Source organism: Ferrimonas marina (genome assembly GCF_900129905.1).
Classification (GTDB): domain Bacteria; phylum Pseudomonadota; class Gammaproteobacteria; order Enterobacterales; family Shewanellaceae; genus Ferrimonas; species Ferrimonas marina.
Window position 1 is genome coordinate 42,728 of record NZ_FQXG01000003.1, and the last position, 21,751, is coordinate 64,478.

26 protein-coding genes are annotated in these 21,751 nt (G+C 56.4%); 15 read left to right on the forward strand and 11 right to left on the reverse strand.

The genetic code is table 11. The annotated features are described in order from the left end of the window. Positions 1-94 precede the first annotated feature (94 nt). From BUC04_RS07165 to BUC04_RS07180, 4 genes are read left to right on the forward strand one after another with little or no spacing between them, the layout of a single operon-like run. Entirely contained in the window at positions 95-382 is a 288-nt protein-coding gene (locus BUC04_RS07165; RefSeq protein ID WP_067663477.1) for an HU family DNA-binding protein, read from the forward strand. A gap of 2 nt (positions 383-384) precedes the next feature. Beyond that, positions 385-843: an NUDIX domain-containing protein gene (locus tag BUC04_RS07170; protein WP_067663474.1), complete on the forward strand. Its 459-nt coding sequence runs from the start codon at positions 385-387 to the stop codon at positions 841-843. Beyond that, on the forward strand, positions 837-1,427 hold the full coding sequence (locus tag BUC04_RS07175) for a hypothetical protein (RefSeq protein WP_067663471.1): 591 nt from the start codon (positions 837-839) through the stop codon (positions 1,425-1,427). The genes BUC04_RS07170 and BUC04_RS07175 overlap by 7 nt, the downstream gene beginning before the upstream one ends. Next, the gene (locus BUC04_RS07180; RefSeq protein WP_067663468.1) at positions 1,427-2,236 is read left to right on the forward strand and encodes a L,D-transpeptidase family protein; all 810 of its coding nucleotides are present in this window, start codon (positions 1,427-1,429) and stop codon (positions 2,234-2,236) included. Before BUC04_RS07175 ends, BUC04_RS07180 begins: the two co-directional genes overlap by 1 nt. 3 nt (positions 2,237-2,239) lie before the next feature. Here the strand turns inward: BUC04_RS07180 and BUC04_RS07185 are convergent, their stop codons facing one another. Next, positions 2,240-2,791, reverse strand: coding sequence for a hypothetical protein (locus BUC04_RS07185; protein WP_067663465.1), 552 nt, complete (start codon positions 2,789-2,791; stop codon positions 2,240-2,242). A 79-nt stretch (positions 2,792-2,870) separates the two neighbouring features. Between BUC04_RS07185 and BUC04_RS07190 the strand changes: the two genes are divergently transcribed. From BUC04_RS07190 to BUC04_RS07200, 3 genes are all read left to right on the forward strand, one after another. Next, positions 2,871-3,482 carry a metal-dependent hydrolase gene (locus tag BUC04_RS07190; RefSeq protein ID WP_073325728.1) on the forward strand — a complete coding sequence of 204 codons (612 nt, stop codon included), beginning with the start codon at positions 2,871-2,873 and terminating at the stop codon, positions 3,480-3,482. Positions 3,483-3,536: 54 nt separating this feature from the next. Then, the gene (locus BUC04_RS07195; protein ID WP_067663459.1) at positions 3,537-4,235 is read left to right on the forward strand and encodes a thioredoxin domain-containing protein; all 699 of its coding nucleotides are present in this window, start codon (positions 3,537-3,539) and stop codon (positions 4,233-4,235) included. Between the two features lie 151 nt (positions 4,236-4,386). Then, on the forward strand, positions 4,387-4,926 hold the full coding sequence (locus BUC04_RS07200; RefSeq protein WP_067663456.1) for a hypothetical protein: 540 nt from the start codon (positions 4,387-4,389) through the stop codon (positions 4,924-4,926). 108 nt (positions 4,927-5,034) lie between these two features. Here the strand turns inward: BUC04_RS07200 and BUC04_RS07205 are convergent, their stop codons facing one another. The 4 genes from BUC04_RS07205 to BUC04_RS07220 form a co-directional block, all read right to left on the reverse strand. Then, positions 5,035-6,171, reverse strand: a complete 1,137-nt coding sequence (locus tag BUC04_RS07205) for a mechanosensitive ion channel family protein (protein WP_143165574.1) — start codon at positions 6,169-6,171, stop codon at positions 5,035-5,037. 74 nt (positions 6,172-6,245) lie between these two features. Continuing rightward, entirely contained in the window at positions 6,246-6,677 is a 432-nt protein-coding gene (locus tag BUC04_RS23570) for a hypothetical protein (protein ID WP_143165575.1), read from the reverse strand. Next, positions 6,661-6,873 (reverse strand): hypothetical protein, encoded by a 213-nt coding sequence (locus BUC04_RS07215; RefSeq protein WP_067663447.1) that lies wholly within the window; start codon positions 6,871-6,873, stop codon positions 6,661-6,663. Before BUC04_RS07215 ends, BUC04_RS23570 begins: the two co-directional genes overlap by 17 nt. Before the next feature lie 11 nt (positions 6,874-6,884). Further along, complete coding sequence (locus BUC04_RS07220; RefSeq protein WP_067663444.1) at positions 6,885-7,175, reverse strand: hypothetical protein; 291 nt, start codon at positions 7,173-7,175, stop codon at positions 6,885-6,887. Between the two features lie 125 nt (positions 7,176-7,300). On the opposite strand from BUC04_RS07220, the gene BUC04_RS07225 reads away from it, so the two are divergent. The 4 genes from BUC04_RS07225 to BUC04_RS23875 all read left to right on the forward strand — a co-directional run bounded on the left by BUC04_RS07225 (position 7,301) and on the right by BUC04_RS23875 (position 10,304). Then, on the forward strand, positions 7,301-7,648 hold the full coding sequence (locus tag BUC04_RS07225) for a hypothetical protein (RefSeq protein ID WP_067663441.1): 348 nt from the start codon (positions 7,301-7,303) through the stop codon (positions 7,646-7,648). Positions 7,649-7,903: 255 nt separating this feature from the next. After that, positions 7,904-8,284 carry an HU family DNA-binding protein gene (locus BUC04_RS07230; protein WP_067663438.1) on the forward strand — a complete coding sequence of 127 codons (381 nt, stop codon included), beginning with the start codon at positions 7,904-7,906 and terminating at the stop codon, positions 8,282-8,284. Positions 8,285-8,822: 538 nt separating this feature from the next. Then, positions 8,823-9,926 carry a peptidoglycan DD-metalloendopeptidase family protein gene (locus tag BUC04_RS07235; protein WP_159437664.1) on the forward strand — a complete coding sequence of 368 codons (1,104 nt, stop codon included), beginning with the start codon at positions 8,823-8,825 and terminating at the stop codon, positions 9,924-9,926. Positions 9,927-9,995: 69 nt separating this feature from the next. Then, a complete protein-coding gene (locus BUC04_RS23875; RefSeq protein WP_156480032.1) occupies positions 9,996-10,304 on the forward strand; it encodes a hypothetical protein in 309 nt (102 codons plus the stop codon). Here BUC04_RS23875 and BUC04_RS07245 read toward each other — a convergent pair. After that, positions 10,283-10,561 (reverse strand): hypothetical protein, encoded by a 279-nt coding sequence (locus tag BUC04_RS07245; RefSeq protein ID WP_143165576.1) that lies wholly within the window; start codon positions 10,559-10,561, stop codon positions 10,283-10,285. The genes BUC04_RS23875 and BUC04_RS07245 overlap by 22 nt on opposite strands. A 71-nt stretch (positions 10,562-10,632) precedes the next feature. Between BUC04_RS07245 and BUC04_RS07250 the strand changes: the two genes are divergently transcribed. Beyond that, positions 10,633-11,148 carry a hypothetical protein gene (locus tag BUC04_RS07250; protein WP_143165577.1) on the forward strand — a complete coding sequence of 172 codons (516 nt, stop codon included), beginning with the start codon at positions 10,633-10,635 and terminating at the stop codon, positions 11,146-11,148. Here the strand turns inward: BUC04_RS07250 and BUC04_RS07255 are convergent. Then, positions 11,145-13,697, reverse strand: a complete 2,553-nt coding sequence (locus BUC04_RS07255) for a DNA topoisomerase (protein ID WP_067663422.1) — start codon at positions 13,695-13,697, stop codon at positions 11,145-11,147. The genes BUC04_RS07250 and BUC04_RS07255 overlap by 4 nt on opposite strands. Positions 13,698-13,844: 147 nt before the next feature. Between BUC04_RS07255 and BUC04_RS07260 the strand changes: the two genes are divergently transcribed. Beyond that, positions 13,845-15,905 (forward strand): ATP-dependent helicase, encoded by a 2,061-nt coding sequence (locus tag BUC04_RS07260; protein WP_082766763.1) that lies wholly within the window; start codon positions 13,845-13,847, stop codon positions 15,903-15,905. Positions 15,906-15,947: 42 nt separating this feature from the next. On the opposite strand, the gene BUC04_RS07265 is transcribed toward BUC04_RS07260, so the two are convergent. Genes BUC04_RS07265 through BUC04_RS07280 form a run of 4 tightly spaced genes read right to left on the reverse strand, consistent with a single transcriptional unit; the run spans position 15,948 to position 19,823 of the window. Further along, entirely contained in the window at positions 15,948-17,456 is a 1,509-nt protein-coding gene (locus BUC04_RS07265) for a hypothetical protein (RefSeq protein ID WP_067663417.1), read from the reverse strand. 14 nt (positions 17,457-17,470) lie between these two features. Continuing rightward, complete coding sequence (locus BUC04_RS07270) at positions 17,471-18,493, reverse strand: hypothetical protein (RefSeq protein WP_067663414.1); 1,023 nt, start codon at positions 18,491-18,493, stop codon at positions 17,471-17,473. Beyond that, positions 18,490-19,272: a hypothetical protein gene (locus tag BUC04_RS07275; RefSeq protein ID WP_067663411.1), complete on the reverse strand. Its 783-nt coding sequence runs from the start codon at positions 19,270-19,272 to the stop codon at positions 18,490-18,492. The genes BUC04_RS07270 and BUC04_RS07275 overlap by 4 nt, the downstream gene beginning before the upstream one ends. Continuing rightward, positions 19,269-19,823 carry a hypothetical protein gene (locus BUC04_RS07280; RefSeq protein WP_067663408.1) on the reverse strand — a complete coding sequence of 185 codons (555 nt, stop codon included), beginning with the start codon at positions 19,821-19,823 and terminating at the stop codon, positions 19,269-19,271. Before BUC04_RS07280 ends, BUC04_RS07275 begins: the two co-directional genes overlap by 4 nt. Positions 19,824-19,913: 90 nt before the next feature. Here BUC04_RS07280 and BUC04_RS07285 point away from each other — a divergent pair, with 90 nt between their 5' ends. Beyond that, the gene (locus tag BUC04_RS07285; RefSeq protein WP_067663405.1) at positions 19,914-20,402 is read left to right on the forward strand and encodes a hypothetical protein; all 489 of its coding nucleotides are present in this window, start codon (positions 19,914-19,916) and stop codon (positions 20,400-20,402) included. A 73-nt stretch (positions 20,403-20,475) separates the two neighbouring features. After that, on the forward strand, positions 20,476-21,726 hold the full coding sequence (locus tag BUC04_RS07290) for a secretion/conjugation apparatus DotM-related subunit (RefSeq protein WP_067663402.1): 1,251 nt from the start codon (positions 20,476-20,478) through the stop codon (positions 21,724-21,726). Positions 21,727-21,751 lie beyond the last annotated feature (25 nt).

The following is a 21,751-nucleotide window of genomic DNA, read 5'->3' on the forward strand; positions in this document are numbered from 1 at the left end:
CGAATCCTTTCACAATATTGCTCCATCGGCGTATTGGGAGTTCCGGGGACCGCTGTTAATCTGTGAACGTTGGTATTGCCTTGTGAGGTTGAGTATGACGGTAACCAAAGAGATGATGGCGGAGCACTTGATCAAAGCGAATCCGCAACTGAAGCTAACCAAGACTCGGGCGAAGATGATCGTCCAGACTATCTTGGAACGCATGCACAGCAACCTAGCGTCGGGTAAGGAAGTGCGCCTGTCGGGCTTTGGCAATTTCAAGCTGACCGATAAAAACCCCCGTCCTGGCCGCAACCCGAAAACCAAGGAGCCGGCCATGATCTCAGCGCGCCGTGTAGTTTCCTTCGTTCCGGGCTCCAAGCTCAAAGACCAGGTGGCCTAACAGTGGGTGCTGAGGCGGAGAAGCAGCTGTCGTGTGGCGTGCTGGTGATCAACGACTCAAACCGCTTGTTGTTGATGCACGCCAAGATCAATTCTCATTGGGACATCCCCAAAGGGGTAAAGCGCCCGGATGAGACCCCACTGCAGGCGGCGATCCGGGAAACCAAGGAAGAGACTGGCATGGTGTTAACGCCGAGTCAGCTGATCGACCTTGGCCAGTTCGAGTACAACTTCAAAAAGGATCTGCACCTGTACCTGCACTTCAGCAGTGGGGTGGAAATAGGCGATCTGTTCTGCAACAGCTACTTCGAGCATGAGGGTGAGTTGCACTCCGAGGCCAGCGAGTATGAATTTGTGCCGCTGGGCCGGGCTGAGCTGTTGATGTGTGGCAGCCTTCGTCGCCTGTATGAGCGGACATTGCTGGCCATCATCGAAGATAAGATTGAGGAAACTGGATGGTAGTTCCGCTGCGGACGTTGAAGCGGACCCATGGCGGGTTCAAGGCTTTGCTGGCCTGTGTGTTGTGTACAATAGGCTTTGGGGCGCTGGCTAGCGAGCGTCATGCTACGCTGGGCTATGTCTACTCCCACCCGGCTGACCAGGCCCTGTCCGGGGCCAGTTTCCGGGCTGTGAATCAGTTCCACCGTAACTTCGCCGTCGAGACCACCGGTACCTACGCCGATGGTTCGGGACGTGCTCCCTGGGGCGAAGTGGGCCTGGGCGCTACACTCCGGTTGGATCTGGCCCGGGAATTGGCCGTCATCAACACCGAGGGGGTGTATGGCTACCTGCGGGCCTATGGGCTCTATCATGAGCGGGATGAGGCGGGGTACGGTTACCGTCTGAACGCTGGGATGGACGCTGAGATCTTCATCCCGGGGCTGTTCTTCGAGGGGGGGATCCAGTACACCAACCTCGACGGCTACCACCGAACTGGGCTTTACAGTCAGTTCATGGTCGACATTAACCGCACCTGGGGTGTGGGTGCCCGGTTTGACGTACAAAAGACCGCCGGTTGGCAGTTCCAGGTCAGGCGGCGTTTCTGATGATCTTCAATGACCTCGCCATTGCGCTGGAGGAGTACCCCTCTATGGCGGAGTTCGTAGCTAAGAGCCAGGAGCAGTGGCAGGCGGTGGCGGGTGTCGGCCAGGAGGTGGTGGTTAATGTGGCTGCTGCCGAAGTCTGGCTGCTGCAGGACGGGGAACTGGTTCGGCGCATGAAAGCCGGGGTGGGCCGGTTGAATCGTCCCACCCCGCTGTTTACCGATGCGATCGAGTACCTTGAGGTGAACCCCCGCTGGTACGTACCGGCTGGAATGGCCCAGCGAGATCTGATCCCCAAGTTCATTGCCGATCCCGATAAATTCTCAGGCCTGGGGTATCGCCTGTACGATGACCAGTGGCAAAGGATCCCGGACAGCGCCATCGACTGGCTCCAGCTGCAGGCCGAGTACGAAGGGGTATACCTGGTGCAGCAGCCGGGCTGGGCCAATGCCATGGGCACGGTGAAGTTCAAAGCACCGAACCCCATGAATGTCTTCCTTCATGACACCCCGGACAGATCCATCTTTGGCCGCAGCCCTGAGAGCAGAACGGTCAGTGCTGGCTGCGTCCGGGTAGAAGATCCGCAGGCGCTGGTCGACTTTCTGCTTGGCGGTGACCAGATCTCACTGCTAGAGCAAAGGGCAGTCCCGGAGATAGTGGAGCTGGGTACACCGGTACCGTTGCACCTGCTCTACATGCCGGTGTGGGTAGATGAGGAAGGGGATCCGCGGTTTAGCCCAGATCTCTACGGCCTGTGGCCGGGCTATCAGGCGCCGGCTGAGAGTGCGATGATGGAGCAGCTATTCTGGTAAGCCCTACGGGGTCAGCAGTCTGTTCAGGTGGTCCTCGTCTGGGATCGGGCCATGGCTGAGCATCACCCCCTTGGGATGTTCATAGGTTTGCCCGGTAAGCCGGTCCAGTGCAGGGCCGGTCTCATCCGCTGATTCAGCCTCGAGTTGCAGGCAGAATCCGGTTTTTTCCCACTCCTTCGATACCAAGTCCAGTAGCCCCCCTACCCCATCGCGCATCTGCTCCAGCGACGCTTCGCTGTTGAGCATCTTGAGCAACCCAGCCAGTTCCTGGTCATCCAGATAGGCCAGCAATGACTCACCTTCTTCAATCAGATCGAGCAGTGAATCCCTCGACGCTCTCGGGGATGCGAGGCGCCGGTTTAGTTTTAGCAGCAGGTTGCGGATGATATCCAGCTGCAAAGATGCAATCTGCCACCCTGGCCCAACCCGGGTGATCGAGCGTCCCTCGAGCAAGGAGGGATCCGCAGCCGTGCGCTGAGCAGCGTAGCCGGTGTACAGCCCCTTTTGCTGGTTAGCATAGGTCAGAGAAACGATATCAGGCACACGCACTTGCATGAAAACGGGTCCTTGTGGCGCCAGGGCCGGGGTCACTACTTCATTTCGATATAATAATAAGAAACAGGCGAAACCAGAAGTGAACTACAAGTCCCACATCTATGGTGGTGTGGCCGTATGGTTGCATGCCGGTGCTGCGCTAAGCATTGGGGTTAACGATATGCTGGTTACAGCTCCAGTGGCCATCGTTGGGGCGCTTACCCCGGATCTCGACCACCCAAAATCCCGCATTGGCAGCCTGGTGCCCTTCTTGTCCCGCCCGATTAGCGCGCTGATTGGTCACCGCGGGTTTTCGCATTCCGGCTTATGTGTGTTGGCCATGGCCTTGGCCTTCAGTCATCTGGTGTTGATGGATTACCCCGACTGGACCCTCTTTGTGCAGGCGTGGCTTATTGGCTACCTCAGTCACATGCTGTGTGATGCATTCACGGCCCGGGGGGTGCCGTTGTTGTGGCCCAACAGAGCCCGCTGGCGCGTACCCTTAATATGGATCCGGACCGGTAGGGAACCCGAGATGTGGTATGTATTGATCATGTTGATGTTGGGTCTGCAGGCGTTCGTCGCCACGGTAGGTGGTGCGCAACCCTACTATGTTCTCCTCTGGCAAATGGCTCAGGATTCCCCTGGTTGGCCATGGGTTGAGAGCTACCTACTAAACCCGCTGCGCGCTCTTACCGTGATCGGGGGTTAAGGTTTGTCTGATGTGTATTAATAATTAGAGTTACTGTTTCTAGGAGTACGGTTCATGTTTAAGCGTTTGGTAATGCCGGCCATCCTGTTGGTGGTTGCGTTTTTTGGTTATAGCTATTGGAAGCATGGCTCTATCGATTTCAGGGTTAACATCGGTGCCAAACAGGTAACGTCCGACATCGCCGATCAGGCAAAGCGGGGCATTCCGGCAGCCGAGTTCATCGAGGGTCAGCACTGGGAGCGTTTGGAGGAGCCGCTGTTTGTGACTAAAGAGAACGTCACCATGCTGTTCTCTTATGCCTGCGTGCACTGCGCCAGGCTCGAGGAGGCCTATGAGGATTTCGCCTATATCGGCAGTAAGCCGGAGATGGCCTATGTCCCTGCTCCTTGGGGTCGAAATCGGGTAGAGGCGATGCGCTACTACGCGCTGGAACATCTCGGCCATGAGGCGCTTCACCCGGAGTACCTAAAGGCCCGCCACGCCGGGTTCCGCAAGTTCCCTGGGGATGAGATGTTTTTTGTCCGGATGGGCTTCCCGCAGCTAGCGGAGGTATTCAATAAGACCTACCAGCGCCAGTCGTTTGCTGAGAAGTTTCATCGTGACCGCCAGGTGGTACAAGCGCTGACCCCGCACATGAATGCCACACCGGCCATAGCCGTTTCCGGCAAGTACCGGGTAATGATCGAAAACATCACCTCCGGCTACGACGAAATCGTGGCGGTGTCGGATTGGCTGATGGCCACACAGCCGTAATTCAATCAGGCCTGGGTACTCACCTAGACTCAGCTAGTTGGTGGATTGCGGTTCAAGTACCGTGGACAGTGTGCATCCCGTGCGCTCTGAGCCAGGTCATGATCTGGGCCATGACGGCTCGAGCACTTGTTTTGCTTAAGTGGGGTGTGGAATGAACTCTATCAAGGCGCTAGTCGGTAACACCTATGCCACGAAAAAGAATGGCGAGATTTATAAACTGAGTTTTCGTAAGCACGAAACCATCATCGATGTTGAGTATGACGATGGCAGTAGTGGCACGGAGCCTGGGCTGGTCTGGCGCTTGTACTCCCCGGCAGGGGACATCGTTGGTTCCGGCTACTTTGCGTACTGCGAAACCAGTGGTTACATTCGGGCTGAAGACGCGAACATCGAACCCGCGCATCGGGGAAAGGGCTTGTATGGTGATGTCTTGGCCCTGGTGAATCAGCATGTCGGCCTTGTGTCGGGCCAGGAGTACCACAGCCGACTCAGTGATGAAGCGAAGCGTATCTATGAACGCTTCGAAGAGGCTGGGTTAGCACGCCATATGTGGAAGCATGGTGGTGAGTACATAGTTGAGCCTAAAGCGTTGCATGCTCGGTTTGCCGAGATTGTCCCTTTGGGCCCTACTGAGACTGTAAGGTTTGCGCCGGTGAAGGAAGTGGATTTGGCTTCACCGGAAATAGGGTGACTGACAAGCGCTACGGGATATCTAAAATGGCCACCAGCTTAATCTGGTGGCCATTTATATTGAGTGTCTAGCAGCACTGCGGGAGTGGCTTGGCGAGTCAGTCCGTAGTTAAAGGTTATTCTCCACGGCAAGTTCCGGCTGGAACAATACGGCTCGTTGCGGCGTAATCAGCTTAGAGCCATGCTCCTGGACGATTTGGTTGATGTTCAGCAGCAGTTCTTGCTTGATCTGGTGATATAGGGCCCACTTCGTAGTGCGGCAATAACACAAGACAAAGAACCGCAGCCTGCCATCCTCAATGCTGTCAACCTTCACTAGCACCGTCTGGCTGTCGTCGACCTCTGAGTGGCTCTCCAGCATGCCAGCAACGCTCCGCATGATGGCCGGCGCCAGGGCCGCGTCAGCCGTGTCTATGTACAGTCGTTCGTAGAGTCGGTAGTGCGTGAGGCGGCTGATGTTCTCGACGTTGATCTTAGCGAATTGCGCATTCATCACGTACAGGGGGACCTTGTTGAATTTCCTGATGGTGGTGATCCGCCAGCCGACATCCTCGACAATGCCCTCAATGCCATCCGCCTCAGCCTTGATCCAGTCACCGGCAGTGAACGGTTTATCCAGGTAGATCATCAGGCCGCCGAAGATGTTACTCAGGAAGTCCTTGGCGGCGAAGGTGACCGCCAGGCCGCCAAAGCCACCAAAGGCCGCCAGTGCAGACATGGAGACGCCCGCCTCCTGCAGCCCGGTCAAGCCAAAGGCCACCACCATGAAAATGCTCAGCACCCGGGCGCCGGTCTCGATGTGGGTGGTATCGCGGTAGAGCGAGCGCGAATTAGGGTCGTCGGAATCAATGAGCTTGTTGTGCGCCAGGGCATCCTGCGCAATGGACTCGCGGAACTTGCCAATCAGGGAGAGTGTGAACCACAGGGCCAGGCCCCAGGACAGGTACCAATTGAGTGGCCCAAGTCTGGACTGTACGGCTACGGCGAAGTAGTCGCCTAGGCCTGATGCAACCAGGTTGAGGAATGCTAGCACAATACCGACACGGGCAGGCCAGTAGACCGCTCTGATAGCGCTTTGAATTGCTCGGGTCTTGGTGCCGGGCTCTTCGCGATCGGCGGCAAGCATACCTTGGTGAATAAGGCGTTTGAGCAGGAAGTGACTCAGCCATGCCCCTACGAATGACAGCAGAAGTTTCAACACCAAAACTTGGCCAGGAGAGAGGGGGATTTCTTGTGCCGCTTCCACAGGGGGTACCAATAATAATGCGTGTGTATAAATCTTAACGCATCGTCAAAGGGGAGATGGTTGCTAGGTGGAAATTACTTCAGCCAGGGGTGGTCGTGAGTGCGCCTGGTTGGCTTTACGACATTTTCGCTGTAACTCATGCGCATTAATTCATGCATCCTGGCATGATCTGCTTTGCGCACGCTGGGGCCGACTTCTTTGAGTTGTTGTTTCAACTTGGCGTGGCCGCTAGGCTGCGCGATAGAGGGCGATTCCCGATTTTCCAACTTCTCAGCCAGACGCTGTTGATAGGGGCGCTGATCAATGCTCGGGCCTGTGCGGGGGTTGTCCTGTTTCGCGGCCTGATAGAAGTGGCGCTTTAGTGTTCCGACACGGTGGGCTTGCTCGGCTGTCTCTGCTTTGGGTGCGGGGGGCTTTAGGCTCACCTCATGCTCGCCGGCATGTGCCGGTAAGGACATCATGGCAAGTGCGATCACTGAGAGTAAGACGTTAGTGTAACGGCTCACAGTCCTGGTTCCTCTGGAGCTCGGCTACCTTACTGAGGTTACTTTTCGCCCGGCTAAACATTTGCGCGACAGCCTGCTCTTTAGGAATTTCACCCGCGGCTATTTTGGCCATTAGGTCGGCGATAAAGCCCTGCATGTCCCAGGTCTCCGGGCATTGCCTTTTGTGCTTATCCTCGATGAGTTCAAATCTATCCATTGGCTGCTCCGTTAAGCAGCTTGCGTCTCACAAAACTTCCGGACGTGGCGGAACTGCGAAAGTACAAACTGAGTTCTCCTAGGGTTTTGGTGAAACTCGTGGTTGGCCAGACTGGTCTGCACATCGAGTAGGAAGGCAGAGTACTTGGCCAGGTCCTCGATAATGGAGTCAATGTCTCCGCTCAGGGAGTCACGAACCTCCGTGTTGATGCAAGCACGATCGACCTTCATCCCGATCTTGACCAGGCTCTTGTGGAGCATGTGGATCTGTCGCTCAATATTGAGAAGGTCGGTTTCTAGCATCGTTTCACCTCACTTAAAGAATACCACCCGGGATCATCCCATTCGTTATATTGCCTAAATAAATGGTTGACCTGGGGTGGTTATTTTGTATACTCGGAGATAATTATGGAAATTATAGAGGCGACATGATGGAACAAGTCAGCCACTCCCGGACCAAATCCCATTACCATTATCACGGCTACCGCATGGTGGGTCGCATGGTGTTTTGGTATGTCATGCTGGTGTTCATGGCGACTAAGACCAACTTGCTGCCTCTGCTGGCCAAGAATGCGGAAGCATCGCCGTACCTGGTGGTCGCGTATTGCTCCGAGATTTTGCATGGGGTTGTGAGCAAGATTGCTCACTCTGACACCTGGATGATAGGCATGGGCCTGGCTTTGATAGCCGCGACCTACGTTCTCACTCGCGTGTGTGCCCATGAGTACCCAGGTACGGTTAAAGCCTACCTGCCCTACGAGCGGTTCAAGCAATAAGCTTTCGCACTAGCCGTACCGCCAGGGCGGAAGACAATACTGCCAGGAATACCCAGCCCCCGCTAAGCTGTGCTTGCGGGGGCTCTGTTGTTGCAAAATAGCCCGCCATCCCCAGTGAGCACAGCGCCACCACGATAAACAGCGCCGCGGTAACCCCTTGAATTGAGAACCTCATATCGTCGTTTCATCCTATTGTGGTTATTGGCAACCTCGGTTATACCTATCCGTAAGAAAGCCAGTGATTGATATGCAGTTTTGACAGATTACATTCTTCGTAGTGAGCTTTGCAGGGAAATCCACAACGACCTGGAACTCGAGGAGCTTGGCTTCTCGCAGGCCGAGGTCGCGACCCTGGTCGACAGTTTCCTGGGCTGTATCCAGCAAACCGTGTCGGACGGTGGCCGGGTGGAGCTGCGTGGGTTCGGCTGTTTCGAGGGCAAGATGTCTCGTCCTAAGATGGGCCGCAACCCTAAAACCGGTGATCCGGTCGCAGTCGATGCCAAGATCCGCATCCGTTTTAAGGCCGCCAAGGGTCTGGCCGAGGCCGTTAACAAGTCAGCACCCGTTCGGGACCGGCCGGGATTAGCACAAGCCCAGGCTCGGCATATGAACCGTTCCGCTGCTACTGCGGCCTGACCAAGCATTAATTATGCACCCTAGAAACTTCAAGCTCCCGGCGCTGTCGCGCCGGGGGCTGCCTCTGTACTTCTGTGTCTTCGTCCTGGCATTTTTGCTTGGCCGATTTACCACGCCTACTCCCGACCCCGCTGTTGTTGGCTTCGATCTTGGCTCTGATCCTATTGATGACGCTCCCCTGCTTGCTGGCGATTTCGTTGGTGATGCCTGGGTGGCGCCACCGGGTGGTGACCCAAGCGATCATTACACTGCCGAGCAAATGGATCAGCTGATCGATAACCTAGCTGCCATGCTGAACCAACCTGCCGACACTGGCCTTGATCGGTCGGAGACTGCAGATCCGGCTTCAGTATCAGAGAACTCGACAGCGTCAGCCAACCAAGTTCTGGTGCAGGCTGAAGCGGGGGCGGAGTTACCCGAGAGGCCACCTGCGGGCCACGGGGCTGAGGATCCCACCGCCAGCAAGGCAGGGGGGAGCACTGGTGACCATGAGGTGGCTGAGGCCGTTACTCCTGCTGTTGAAGCTGTCGTTGCCCCAGTGGCAAGTGCCGCCCGTGACAGTCAGGCACAGCCGGCACCGGCGGGGAGCGTGGTGGCCCATCGGGTGGCCAGTGGCGATAACCTAACCAAGATCCTCAGGCAGCATGGGGTACGGGATCTGGCTGTTACGGTGGTGGAGTTGCTGCGGGATAAGCGGTCGAGATCTCGGCTATCCACCCTGCGCAGCGGGGAAGAGCTGTTCATCCGCCAGCACGAGGGGGCTCTGGTGGAGTTATCCATGGACAGCTCAGCTGGTGAGGCCATGGTGATGAAGCGCAACTCGAAAGGTCGCTTCTACCCTGTCTTCGAGGCCAAAGAGACTGAGACGGTGATCCGCGTTGTCGCTGGCCAGGTCCAGCGCGGTGTCTTCTTTGACAGTGCGGTTCAGGCCGGTCTATCGGCGTCGATGGTCCAGGGCTTGGTGCGTCACCTTGAGTGGCGGGTCGATTTCGGTAAGGACATCCGTAACGGCGACCGATTCAGGGTGCTGTTGAAAGAGGTCGTTGCTGGCGGTCAGGCTGTTTCTCCGGCACAAGCGGTAGCGGTGCAATACCAGGGAGCCAGGGTGTCCGTTACGCTTTATCGCCATATGGATGGGCAGTTCTACACCGAGGATGGGGAGACAGGCGCCCTGGCTTTCCTGCGTAAGCCGGTGCTGGAGTACCGTCGGATCAGCAGCGGCTTCTCGCCAAATCGCAAGCACCCCATTACCGGTAGGACCGCCCCGCACAACGGCGTGGATTTTTCTGGTCCGGTCGGCACCCCGGTGCTGGCGGCCGCTGACGGTGAGGTTGTTGAGGCCCGGTATAAGCGACTCAATGGCAACTTCATCCGGATTAAGCACGGTAAGTACCAGACCTATTATCTGCACCTGTCAGACATGGCAGTGACCAAGGGGCAGAGGGTTCGGCGCGGTCAGGTGATCGGCTCCCTGGGTAATACTGGCCGTTCCACTGGGCCCCACCTGCATTTTGAGATCCACGAAAACGGGGTACCTAAGAACCCGCTCACTATGCCGCTGCCAGCATCGAAGGATCTGGAGCAGCTGATGGCGGAGGGCTTTATTGAGCGCCTGGCTCGTTACCAAAGCCACCTTGGGTGATCAGAAAAGCATTGAAGTGACTTACCAAATGCCCATATTCTGCCGATTAGTAACGTATCAGGGGTAATTTTGGCTACCATCACCATGTTCAACTCAGTGCAGCGAACTACACCCGCACCGGCCGCGCCGGGCGAGGTACGACAGGCGTCCCAGGCGGCGCCGTCTGCGCCTGCGCGGGGTCAGGAGCCTGGTGTTAAGGTGTCACGCTCCAACGAAGAGGGTTGGCTGGAATCCCGCCTGCTCGAGTACCAGCCGCCCAAGTACAAGTCCCTAGAAGACATCGCCCGGGCCATCGAGTCCGGCAATTACCAGATCGACACCCGGGCGCTGGCCGAGCATGTCGCTCATGACGTTGCTCAGGGTTCCGCCAGCAAATAACTGCAGATCGCCAATACCAGGCACATGATGCTGATCCCTGTAGAGGGAATGCTGGTGCTCAGTATCATGTCCACCACCTCAATCGCGTCCCCGTAGCTTCCGCCCTGTGCGATATGGTAGTAGAGCATGTTTACCGCTGTGCTCTGCAGACTGGCGACGGCACTGGGGTAATACAGCAGCACCAGGCCGATAATGACCAGTACCACTGAAAGTGTTCGGCATGCCCACCACCTGGCCGGCTTGTTCCAATTCTGCATGACTGCTCCGCATTATTTATTGAAGTTATCCTAAGCCAAAAATATCATGGCTTAAAACGCTTCAGAGTTTCGTGTTGATGATTATCCCTGCTGTCCCTCGTACCATCAAGGTTCGCCAACCTGACTTTTGCCTGTCCTCCCAGGGCCTTGTCGAGCAAGAGGCCATGAGCAATGGGCTTCAAGAGTTCTGTGACAACGGAGGCTACCGGGTGGTTCTGGTGCCTGAGATCGCGGATCTCGGCGAGGTTCCTGTCGAGGCGCTCGAGCAGTGCCTGCGAGAAACAACCCATCTGCAAGGTAGTGACCGGGTCCTGTTGGTATTTGACGGTGAAGACCCGGAGTTGCCCAGGCTGATCAGTGCTGAAGGCTTTGAGCGGTTGGTGTTCCTGGGGGCTGACACTGCAGTCCGCCGGTGGGGCACTGGAGCTGTCGCGGATGAGTGGTTGGTGAAGATGCAGCCTGTGGCCATCGGATTGCACCCCGAGTTTTACCCCTTGTGCAGTAGCAAGTTGCCTGGCGCCATCCGGCAAAAGGTCGAAGACCTGCGCCATCTACTCGGGGCCTCTTGGCTGGTGGGCCTACACTAGCTCGCCTTCCGCTTCTTCCTGGCCTGCCGTTTCTTCGCTTTATCGATGAACTGGCGGCAGGCATCCTCGGTAGCAAACACATCCTCGCCCGGCCGGATCTTTTCTGGCATCCCCTCCGCCAGCTTTCGTGCGTAGGTTTCCATTTTTTCTGTCGGCGGTACTACGGGCTTAGCTTTCTCAATCAGGGCCGAGCAGGCCTTACTGTCCTTGAGCGCGTTAGCCAGCGCCTGTTCGCCGCCTAGGGATGTCTGTCCCTCCGGGGTCAGTCTACCCCACAACCCCTCGAGGAAGGCTTTCTGCTTATCCGACGGGGCACCATCCTTGCTCCCTTCACGTTTGGGGAGTACGTGGATGTTGGCTTCGATGTACTCTACGGCTTTGGCCGGCCGGTTGAGCACAGACCGTGGCACCTCTTCGCCCTTTTGCTTGGCAATGGCCTCGATGAGGTACTTCATCTTGGGGGTCACCTTGGACGGAGGGCGCCGGGGCTTCTCACCGAGATCCTCCAGGTACTGCTCGTTGAGCCCGCGGATCACTCCCTCGATAAGCGTGACCTGTTTCTCTACGAAGGAGTCCCGCATGGTGCAGTTTTTCTCGTCGTCTTGGCCCTCAGCAATCTGACGCAGGTATTCTTCCCATACCGCGGTAGTTTCAGGGACGCGCATCCAGTTTTCGGCTACCGAGTTGATCAGTTCTATCCCTTTTGAGGTGGGTTTGAAGGCACCGTTATCGACTACTACGTACTTTCGGGCCTTAAGCACCTGAATGACGTTGGTCCGGGTCGCGGGGGTACCGATCCCTTCGGACTTCTCCAAGATCTTGCGGTATTTGGGGTCCTTTACGTTCTTGCCCACCTTCTCCATTTCGATGGCGATGTTGGTTTCGGTGTAGCGCTGGGGTGGCTTGGTCTTCTTTGAGTCCAGCGAAAGGGACTGTACCGTGCCCATGTCCCCTTGTTGGAGCTTTTGGAATGACGTGTCCTTGTCCTTAGTGCTGGATTCGCTATAGCTGAGGAAGCCGGGATCAATGACCCGCTCACCAGTCCCGGTAAACACGCTGTCAGGGTGTCCCAACAGATCCGGCACTGGCAGTGTGAACGTCACCTGCTGGCGGGCCATCTGTGCCGGTGGCAGCATTGCCAGGACATAGCGTTTTGCGATGGCCTGGTAGGCCTGCTTCATCTGGCCAGAGTTGTACCCCTTCCCTTTCTGCGGCTTGAGGCCTTCGTCGGGGTAGGTCTTGTGTGTTGGAACCAGCCCGTAGTGAGGGAGATCGGTCTTGACGAAAACTGCCGGGGTAAAGGGTCGGTAAGCATCGTTCTGGCCGTTATGGATCGCCTGGGCCAACAGTGCCGGCTCTGCCAGCTCTGGTATTGCCGCGGCCGCCGCCAGCATGCCATTGCGTTCATCTGCCTGGGTGTAGAGGTTCATCGGCAGTTCGGACTTGGTGGTACGTGGGTAACTGACAAAGCCCTGGCCATACAGGTCTTCGATGATGGTTTGGACGACCTCCACCCCGATCTTTAGCAACTTACCGATATCGGCCTGGGCCTCAGTCAGGGAGTAGGTCTTGGGTGGCGCCTTCTGGGTGTCCTTTTCCTTGTAACTGGTGATCTTGGCCTGATCTGCGACCATCATGACGCTGTCGTTGAAGCGGTCAACCACCACCTTGTCCGTATAGAGAGGATCGAAGCCCACTTTGGATTCAGACTCAGGGCCGCTGCTCTCCACCCAGGTGACGCCCTCAGGTTCGCTTGCGTAGATCTCCTGGGTTATCCGGCTCTTGAGCTTGGCGGTGATGATCCCGCCGGCATCAATACTGGCGGTGATGGAGTAGTGATCCACTGAGACAAAACGTCGGATCTCGCTTTCTCTGCGGACGATCATGGCCAGGGTCGGGGTCTGTACCCTGCCTACCGAGACTACGCGTTCCCGCCCGGTATCACCGGTGCCAAGGTGCTTGCCGAACTTCCCGTACTGCCCGTAGAAGGTGTAGGCGCGTACCAGGTAGACAAATGCGCGGTCGGCCCGCGCCCTGCCCTCTGCAGCGCGCAGGCCGCCCTTGTGCTTGAGAGGATCGAGCAGGTTGCTCATAGCTGTGCGCATGGACTTGGGATCCATGCCCGCGGCAAACCATGCCCTGCGTATCGGGCCGCGGTAACCGAGGTAGTCGAGGATGTGCCAGCCGATGGCCTCCCCCTCCCTGTCGGAGTCGGTGCCGATGATGAACTCATCACATTGGCTGATCAGCTTCTTGATGCGACTAAGGTACGCTTCGGTCCTGGCCGGCGCCGGGATTCCCGGGGGGTCCTCTACCGGGGTTAGTTCGTAGTTCCGGGGGATCTGCTCGAGGGCTTTGGGGTCATCCCAGCCCAGAGAAGGGTTGATGTCCTGTGGTGATTTGAGTGTAAGCAGGTGGCCTTTGGCCCAGGTGACGGCAATGGGCTCGCCCTCGAAGGTACCCCGGTGCTGGCCGCTGCCTTTCTCCCAGTCCATCGCTTCAGCAAGGGCGTCAGCAACGCTCTTTTTTTCGGTCAGCAGCAGTTTCATCTCAATCCAAACAACAGGGGCCTCTCACCATATTACCGATCTCCAGCGGGTCCCCCTGGAACCGACTATTAATTAGCCGGTCTGGTTTGTAGCGACGATGGCCGCTGAGGCATAATTAATGGATTAACCGACTTCGGATGGTGCAATTTGAACGCTGACAACCTTGCTGGGGACATCAATGCCTCTCTGAACCCAGAACAGAGGACGGCAGCTGAGTGCATCGAGGGTCCAGTGATGCTGGTGGCCGGCGCCGGTACCGGTAAGACCAAAACCCTGATCCATCGCTGCGCCACCATGATTAAGTCCGGGATCTCCCCCATAAACATCCTGATGGTTACCTTCACCAATAAGGCCGCGACGGAGATGCGAGAGCGGTTGCGCGAGATGGTAGGTGACAGCGCCAGCCATATCACCGCCGGGACCTTCCACTCGGTGGTCTACCGGGAAATGCTCTCGCGGTACCCGGATTCCTCCTACCTGGCCGAACAAGGCATCGACATGGCCAATGTCGGGATCATGAGCGACGCTGACTCCCGGAAGTTGCTCAAGGAGTCCTTTGAGGAGCTGGGATTGCCGGCAAAGGCCTATTGCGATGAACACAGCATTGGCCTGTCCGATCTGGACAGTCAGATGGGTTGGGCCCGGTCCCGCGGCTACAGCCTGGCGGAATACCGTTATCAGCGCGTCAGTGGTAACGAAGAGGTCAATCCAGACTTCGCTCTGGTGGTGGAGGAGTTGTGGGAGCTTTACTCGCAGAAGTGCCGGGCGGCTGGCGGGATCGATTTCGATGACGTTCTAGTGGTTTGCGCCCACATGCTAGAGCGTGAGCCGACCATCGCAGACTCACTCGGGCAGCGGTTCCGTTACCTGATGTTGGACGAATACCAGGACACCAACCCCGTCCAGATGCGGATCATGGACGCCATTGCCCGCCAGCACCGTAACCTCTTCGTTGTAGGCGATGAGAAGCAGTCCATCTACGCCTTCCGTGGGTCTGACATCCAGGTGATCATCGGCTTCCTCGGCCGGTATCAGGATGCCCAGATCATCAACATGATCCGGAACTACCGGTCGGCACCGCCGGTGATTGAGTGTGCCAATGCCATCGCGGCGGCAATGAACCAGAGGGTCCCGAACTCTGATGGCCAGCTGTTGGCGGAGGCCAAGATAGAACCGACACCGGTGTCGTATTACGAGTTCGGCAATGACCTGCGCGAGGCAAGCTTCATTGCAGGGGGTATCGCTAAACGCCTCAAAGCGGGGGTCACGGGCAAAAACATCGCCGTGCTGTACCGGTCTAGGCCAATCAAGCAGGAGCTGGAGCGGCAACTGATCGCCCAAGGGATCCCCTACCTGCTTGAGGGAGACACGGCATTTTTCCAGCGCGCCGAGGTCCGGGACACCGTGGCCCTGCTCCGCTTCGTTTTTCAGCCGTGGGACAACATGGCAGCCTTACGGGTGCTGGGATCAGTATCGCTCGGTGTCAGTGTCAACAAGGTCAATGCCGGCCTGGGGCAGGACTCGACCGTCTATGAGTTCCTCCAGGCAGAGAGTGACAAGCGGCTGAAGACAACCAAAGCCGGCATTGCCCCTAGGACAGCTGCGGCTAAGAAGGTCAGGGCCTTCCTGGATGTGGTTGACCGTACCCGGGAGTGCTACGAGCACTTTGATGACGCGGAAGTGCTCGTTAAATTTGTCGCTGAAATCTGGCGGATCTTCTTCCTGCCCCGTGTGGAGTCAGCAGCCAAGCGTGCCACCGCCAGCCAAGCGCAAGAGTCAGTTGACCTGCGTAAGCAGAACGTCGGCTTTGTGCTGGAGCAATTTCAGGAAGCCTTGGGCCGCGGTTTGACTGCAGAGCAGGCCATTGAGGATCTGGTCTTGATGGCGCAGGCCAGCCCGGACATGGACGAAGAGCAGGACGGCAAGGTGCGCCTGATGACCATGCACGCCTCAAAAGGGTTGGAGTACGACTACCTCTACGTCATGGGTGCCGACAGCGAGTCACTGAGCGCTAAGGAGGCCGAGCACTTCAATGACATCGAGGAAAATCGGCGGTTGTTCTATGTGGCGGTAACCCGGGCCAAACGCGAGCTCTGCGTTACCTGGAGTTGTCAGCGCCTGCAGCATGGCCAGACGTTATCTACGGAGCAGTCCCCTTTCGTGGCTGAGGTGCTGCAGCACACCGGTGCCGGAGTGGTTAGGGGGTAGCTAAAAGCCACCCCTCGGGGTGGCATTCTGTGTTGGGCCTCGTTACTTGCGCCCAGTTAGACTAGATATAGCCGCATTGATGGCATTTACGATCGCAGCAATGCTCTCCTTCAGCTTTTCTAGTTTCCCTTTGTCGTCGGCGCCAAGTTCAGAGCCTTTCTTCGAGGACAGTTCCGTTGCACCTTTGCTCAATACTTCGCGCTTGGAGTCCAATCCGGGGACCGGGGATCCGTGGTCTGCTGAGGTAAGAACCTCCATGCCATTGATTACGTCAGAAACCCCCTTCATATCTGGCTCAGCACTTTGCGCTTGCTCGCTGAGATACTTGCCCGATTGCTCATACAAGTCGCTCATGATCTTCCGTGCTTCTTTGGCATCTAGGTTATCGAATCCTGCTTCACGTAACCCCTCTGACATGCTCTTGCCGGCAGTTTCGTTATCATGGGCCAGGTCAACAAAGAGTTTAGCGAGATCTGGGTTATTCCGGAGCAGTGCCATGGTCTCGGCAATGTTGCCACTGTTGAGAAGGTCCCTGACCTGGGTAGCTTTTCCACCGAGAAGGGCAAAGTGCTTGATCTGCTTTGCCGCAACTTCTTGGGCTTTCTTCGCTTTGTCTGCTGCCTGCTTGTCGCGATGTGCTTTGAACTTATTGCCTACGCCCTTTGCACCAGAAAGAATGGCGGCCGATAAGGGGTCTAATGCGACGCCTCTTTGTTGTTTCTTTTTCTTCTCTTCTTCGGTCTCACGCTTGCCGCGGCCGTGTTCATCGGCTTCATTAGCCTGCTTAACTTCGTCTCGGGTGAGTTTCCCGGGCTTAATGCCTGCCTTCTCAAGAGCGGACTTGAGGCCATCCGAGAGATCCGGGATGTTGCCATCATTATCGCGACTATCGACTGCGTAGATCAGGGGGGAAATGGTGGGCGTGTTGTCGTGAAGACCATCATATAGGCTATCGATGGCCTCGTTCATCAGGTTTGATGGGTCTGACTTGAGCTCCGGAAGGGCCTTAACTTGCTCCTCTGATAGTGCCTTATCAAGACCAAAGACTTCTTTGAATACTTGCTCAATGGCCCCGCGCTTTAGAGAGCCGTTAGAGCCGTTGATCTCATCCAGCTTGTTTAAGACCGTCGCCAATGGCTGGTCAGCTTCGATTTTGAGCAGACCCATAAGTCCATTAACACTGTACTCAGTGTCGGGCTTTCCTCGAAGGCAAGCCATAAGATCGCTTGCCTTCAGGTACATGGAATGCGTGGGATTACTGCCTTCGCGGGTTTCTTCGCCGTTTGCGAATTTGCCCGATTTAGCCTGATCCTGTGCTGAAGGCGTTGCCGGGGTCTCAGGTGACCGCTGGGTTTCAGTTTGAGGGATGGATTCGGGGTCAGGAGCATGGACTGAGCTTTCTGCTTGAACAGCCTGCTCGGTCTGAATGTTGGACTCAGGATCAACTGCAGATGCTTCTGTGTCCATAGCCTGGAGGGCTTCTAGCGGAATGGATTCCAATGCCCGCTCGGGAACCTGCTCGTTATTGCCATTAAATTCAGTATCTGACATTTACTAGTTCCTACTTAGTCAGTAAGCAACAGGATTTGCTGGGCCAACAGAAACTCCAAGCTTGCCAGAGTCTCAACCCTCTTAAGATTATTATACGCCGCCACTCCTACCTGCTGGACTCTTTGCCGTTCCACCGCGTGGATAGACGGGTTTGTGCCGACCATCTCTCGCTTCTCTGCGTTCCACATGTAGTCGGACATCAGATTGCGCTGATCTAGGGCAGAGGGCAAACCGCCGAACATGGTCCGGTCATTGACCTTGCCGACCAGGGATTGTCGTAAGCTGGCGGCCCGGAGTTCACCACGCAGTGCCATTGCCCGTTGTTCCGGGGTCATGGTGGGAGAACTGTTCACCGGGCTCTCGCCGACGATGGCCAGTGCTACGTCCATGCCGAACACAGCCTCGTCTTCGCTATAGCCTTCATGGCTGACCAGGTGAGTGGCAAGTCCAGTTAACTGTGTCATAGGGACAGCCGGGCCTGAATCGGACACTTCAGGGCCATTGATTGTGTGGTTGCGGTCGATGCGCTCTACCACCGCTGCAATCCGCTCCTGCTGGTTGGCAGTGGCTTGCTGGTGCGAGAAGTTGTCGGGATCGCGCAACTGCTCCATCCGGTCCTTCAAGCTCTCTTCGGGTCGCTGCTGCTGCTCCTTTGACTGATCGCTCATGGTGTCGCAGGGGTCCTGGGATCCAACGGAGGCTACGGCCAGTGCGTCACAGGTTGAAGGATCTGGCTGGCTCATGCTGAGCTGATCCAAGTTTTGGAGTTCCTGTTCGCGTTGGCCCTCACGGGCGATTAAGTTTGCAGCAGCAGCGTAGTTCGCATCGACTTCGGTCTGAAGGTTGGCGGTGAACTGGGCAACCTGCTTGCGGATCTGCTCCTCAAGCTTTTTGTGGATCTGCTCAGCCAGCTTGTTCTCCTCCTTCTTGACGATCGTATCTTCCGGCTTGATGGTGGGAAGCCCCGTCGCGAAGGCACTGGAACAGAGGGCTAAAGCCACCGCCGTTGTCAGGGTGGTAATCAGGCTCTTTTTCATAGTCGGTCCGTGTTGTATCGGCGTTCCAGGTCGACCACCATGGTGGCGAGTTGAACGCAGTAATCCAGGCGCATCTCCATCTCGTCGATGAGGTCCGCTTCATGGCTGGCGCCGTCGTCGTTTTGTTTAATCAGGGTCAGCGCCAAGGCGCCGACCGCAGGGATAAGTTGTGGGATCACTTCCTTATGGCCATGGCTATTGGCGAAGTGGCCACGGATCAGCAGTTGAAGGCCACGCACAATAAGATCGGTGAACAGGCTTAAGGTCCGTACGTCCTGCTTCAGGCCGGCGTTGGCAAGGATTGGTAGCAAGGATGCAGTTACGCTCAACTCGTTAAACGGGCCTGAATCAGTGATGTGCTGGAGTTCCCGAAATGGCCCGGCATCGCCTTGCTCGTAATAGTCCTTGATTTGCTGGCAGGCAACCATCAGCGCGCGTTCGAACATTGGTAAATCGTCAGTGATGCCGGCGGTGTGAAGCGATGCAACCGTTGAGGCCAGGGCGTGACTGAGGCCGGGCGTAGAGCTTGGGGCCCTATCCAACGTCAGGCAGTGGGCCACCACCTGGCAGCCATCGGCGTAATGCTGGAAGATGCGACCAATGCCCTGATCATTAATTTCAGCTGGTCTAAGGGCGCTGATCAGGGGGTAGACTTCACGCAGAGCAAACAGGCACTGTTGCTCGTTGGTAGTCTGGATCCCCCGCTCTTCGACCTCAGGGTCGAGTTCTTCTTCCGGCAGATCCATATCGTCATCAAAGATGAGCTCAATCTCACTCATTGTGCGGCTCCGGCGTTTTCTGTCATAGGCTGGGGCTCCTGAAGCTGGGCTTCTGGCCCCGTAACCTGCCTAGTCCAGGTATCGAAGAAGTGGGTCAGCAGGGTTGCCTGTTCAAGCAGATCAATATCTGTGTGGTGCTGGCTGGGATACTCCAGGTATTCCATCTCAGGTTCGCGCTTTAGGTAGGCCTTACCGTCCAGAATCATCACCGACTCAAGCAGTGCGCTTTCGCAGATCAGGGCTACCAGCGTGTTGTTGCAATCTACGGTTTCCCGTTCGTGATCCCTAGCAGCGAGGTGTTCTACTGCAGTAGGGTCGCATTCGTACCGCGCTTCCCAGACGGGTTTGCCAAAGAGCCCAATAGCAATCTTGTCTGCTGCGAACATCAAATGGGGCAGCCAGCCCTGGTCATAATTGAGGGCGCTGACGGTCGTCGGGGACTTCCAACCACCCACCAGTAGTTGCGAATAGGGTTGGCTGTCGTGGGTGTGGCGCAATAGGGATTGGCCAAACACAGCGACCGCATCGCTGATTGTTCTGCGTTCTGTCACTTCAAAAACCTTATAATTATGCGAGGTACCGGCTGCCCTTCTAATCAGTATAAGGGGCCAAACTGCCAAAGTGCGGGAGTTGAGACTGTTTTGAATGGCACAGAGTTAGACGAACCGCTTGGGTTCGCCAAAAGAAACCCAGATCTGTTCGATAACCGGCCCAGTCATGGGCTAAAGGCGACCTTGCTGGCAAGCCAGGCCCTGTCTGAATCACTGGGTCAATACAGTCATTACAAGGATGGGTCGGGTGAGCCCGTGTCCTTTGTTCTGGCGTTCCCGGTGCATCTGGAGTCGCTGTTGCAGTACCCAAGGTGGGTGGCCGCTCAAGTGGATAGTGCCAGGAACATGCTGTACCTGATCGCAGAGGTAACGATGGACGGTGAGACTGTGCGCTGCGCCATTCAGTTCCGTCTGCGGCCCAAGCGTATCGCATTGATCAAGCGCTTTGGCGCCATTGAGTTAGCGCAGCTTGATGCCTTTCTTGAGGGTGGCAAGACGGTTCTGACAATCGAAGTGAGCGAATTCTCAACAATGGATTGGGAGAAGCGGGCCGAAAAGAGGGAGACCGTGAGATGGTAGTCAGCAAGGTATTAATTTATTCGCCGTTAGGTGGCGACGTTCTAACGAGTATAAATATGAAGGCTAGCCAAGCATGAGTGAGCAGAAATCAGACAGCGGGTACATCATCATCGCCGTCGCAGTGATCGCGGCCGTGCATGTGTTGGTTAGCTACACCGATGTTTTAGCGTTCGTGTGGCGATGGGTGCGTATTGCTGAGTTGGCACCATTCCAGGTGCTGCCAATGCTGCACACCGGTGATGACTGGTTTGGGAGGGAATTCCAGACCTTGAAGACAGCATTCGAGTTCCTACTCGAAGCTACTCCCGATCAGTTAGACGCCAAAACCCGGGAAATCATCGACCGCCATGTCGCTAAGTACCTCTACTTGACCTTCGGACTGCTGTTTCTCGGCATCGGGGTGCGCAGATTCCAGCGCGAGAAGCGCAACGTCAAAATTCACAACATGAGTTCCCTGCTTGCCCAGAACGCCGCAATCTATCCTTCCCTGCAGCCCTATCTCGATACAGATCCGGCCAAGGTAGATATTCAGTTTATGCGAGGTGATAAGTCTTCCGAGGCGTCGGCAGCCAGTCTGGACCCTGGAGAGTTGGCTCTAATGGCTCCTCCATTGGGGCTTGAGGAGCGTGCCAAGAGGGACACGAGCTTGAACCGGGCAATATGGGACGGTGCAGATGGCTTTGATGAGGATCTGGCCAGGGAATGCTTGATTGAACAGCTAGGCCGCCGCTTCACTGGGATACAGCATCTTGAAGAGCATGAGGCGGAGTTGTACAAGAACTTGGTCTCGAATATAAATCCCACGTCAGAGGCGATAAGGTCAACCGTTGTCGAGTTTTCCCAGCACATCATGGGTGAAGCCAAGCGGCGTCCCACGGGCTTGCTCCCAGAGGAGCAAAGGTTCTTCACCGCTATGGTCAAAGAGACCGATAAGCTCGGGAAGAAGGCCAAGCAATGGGACCGGCACGAGTACGAAAAGCATTTTGTATTCAGTCCGGTGTTCATTGAGGCGTATAAGCAGATTGTGGGCGAGCGCGTTATGTCGCGACACGGCTATATTCGCAGTGGTTTGATGTCCTTGATGGATGAGGCGAGAGGAAGCGGCGTGGTGGCATCTGAATCAATGCGTTCTCTAAAGGCCCTGGATCGACCATTGTGGTACTGCATGAGTACTGAAGGGCGGGAGGTAACCTTTGCGGAGTCAATGGGACCATTTTGTCAGAGGTTGGTCGAAGATGCGTGGGGTAAAGCAATCCCTGTCCCAGAAGTTGAAGCCGCAATCGATGGCTGGAAACGGTCACTGGGTATTGGCGTAGAGGATTGACCTGTCTGATGATTTGCCTTTCACT

Bases quoted from the DNA above. Each gene is read 5' to 3' on its own strand.
- BUC04_RS07225 (WP_067663441.1), top strand. From the start codon at position 7,301: ATGATGGAACAAGTCAGCCACTCCCGGACCAAATCCCATTACCATTAT.
- BUC04_RS07255 (WP_067663422.1), bottom strand. From the start codon at position 13,697: ATGAAACTGCTGCTGACCGAAAAAAAGAGCGTTGCTGACGCCCTTGCT.
- BUC04_RS07265 (WP_067663417.1), bottom strand. From the start codon at position 17,456: ATGTCAGATACTGAATTTAATGGCAATAACGAGCAGGTTCCCGAGCGG.
- BUC04_RS07215 (WP_067663447.1), bottom strand. From the start codon at position 6,873: ATGGATAGATTTGAACTCATCGAGGATAAGCACAAAAGGCAATGCCCG.
- BUC04_RS07220 (WP_067663444.1), bottom strand. From the start codon at position 7,175: ATGCTAGAAACCGACCTTCTCAATATTGAGCGACAGATCCACATGCTC.
- BUC04_RS07275 (WP_067663411.1), bottom strand. From the start codon at position 19,272: ATGAGTGAGATTGAGCTCATCTTTGATGACGATATGGATCTGCCGGAA.
- BUC04_RS07290 (WP_067663402.1), top strand. From the start codon at position 20,476: ATGAGTGAGCAGAAATCAGACAGCGGGTACATCATCATCGCCGTCGCA.
- BUC04_RS07270 (WP_067663414.1), bottom strand. From the start codon at position 18,493: ATGAAAAAGAGCCTGATTACCACCCTGACAACGGCGGTGGCTTTAGCC.
- BUC04_RS07175 (WP_067663471.1), top strand. From the start codon at position 837: ATGGTAGTTCCGCTGCGGACGTTGAAGCGGACCCATGGCGGGTTCAAG.
- BUC04_RS07200 (WP_067663456.1), top strand. From the start codon at position 4,387: ATGAACTCTATCAAGGCGCTAGTCGGTAACACCTATGCCACGAAAAAG.
- BUC04_RS07180 (WP_067663468.1), top strand. From the start codon at position 1,427: ATGATCTTCAATGACCTCGCCATTGCGCTGGAGGAGTACCCCTCTATG.
- BUC04_RS07195 (WP_067663459.1), top strand. From the start codon at position 3,537: ATGTTTAAGCGTTTGGTAATGCCGGCCATCCTGTTGGTGGTTGCGTTT.
- BUC04_RS07165 (WP_067663477.1), top strand. From the start codon at position 95: ATGACGGTAACCAAAGAGATGATGGCGGAGCACTTGATCAAAGCGAAT.
- BUC04_RS07245 (WP_143165576.1), bottom strand. From the start codon at position 10,561: ATGCAGAATTGGAACAAGCCGGCCAGGTGGTGGGCATGCCGAACACTT.
- BUC04_RS07185 (WP_067663465.1), bottom strand. From the start codon at position 2,791: ATGCAAGTGCGTGTGCCTGATATCGTTTCTCTGACCTATGCTAACCAG.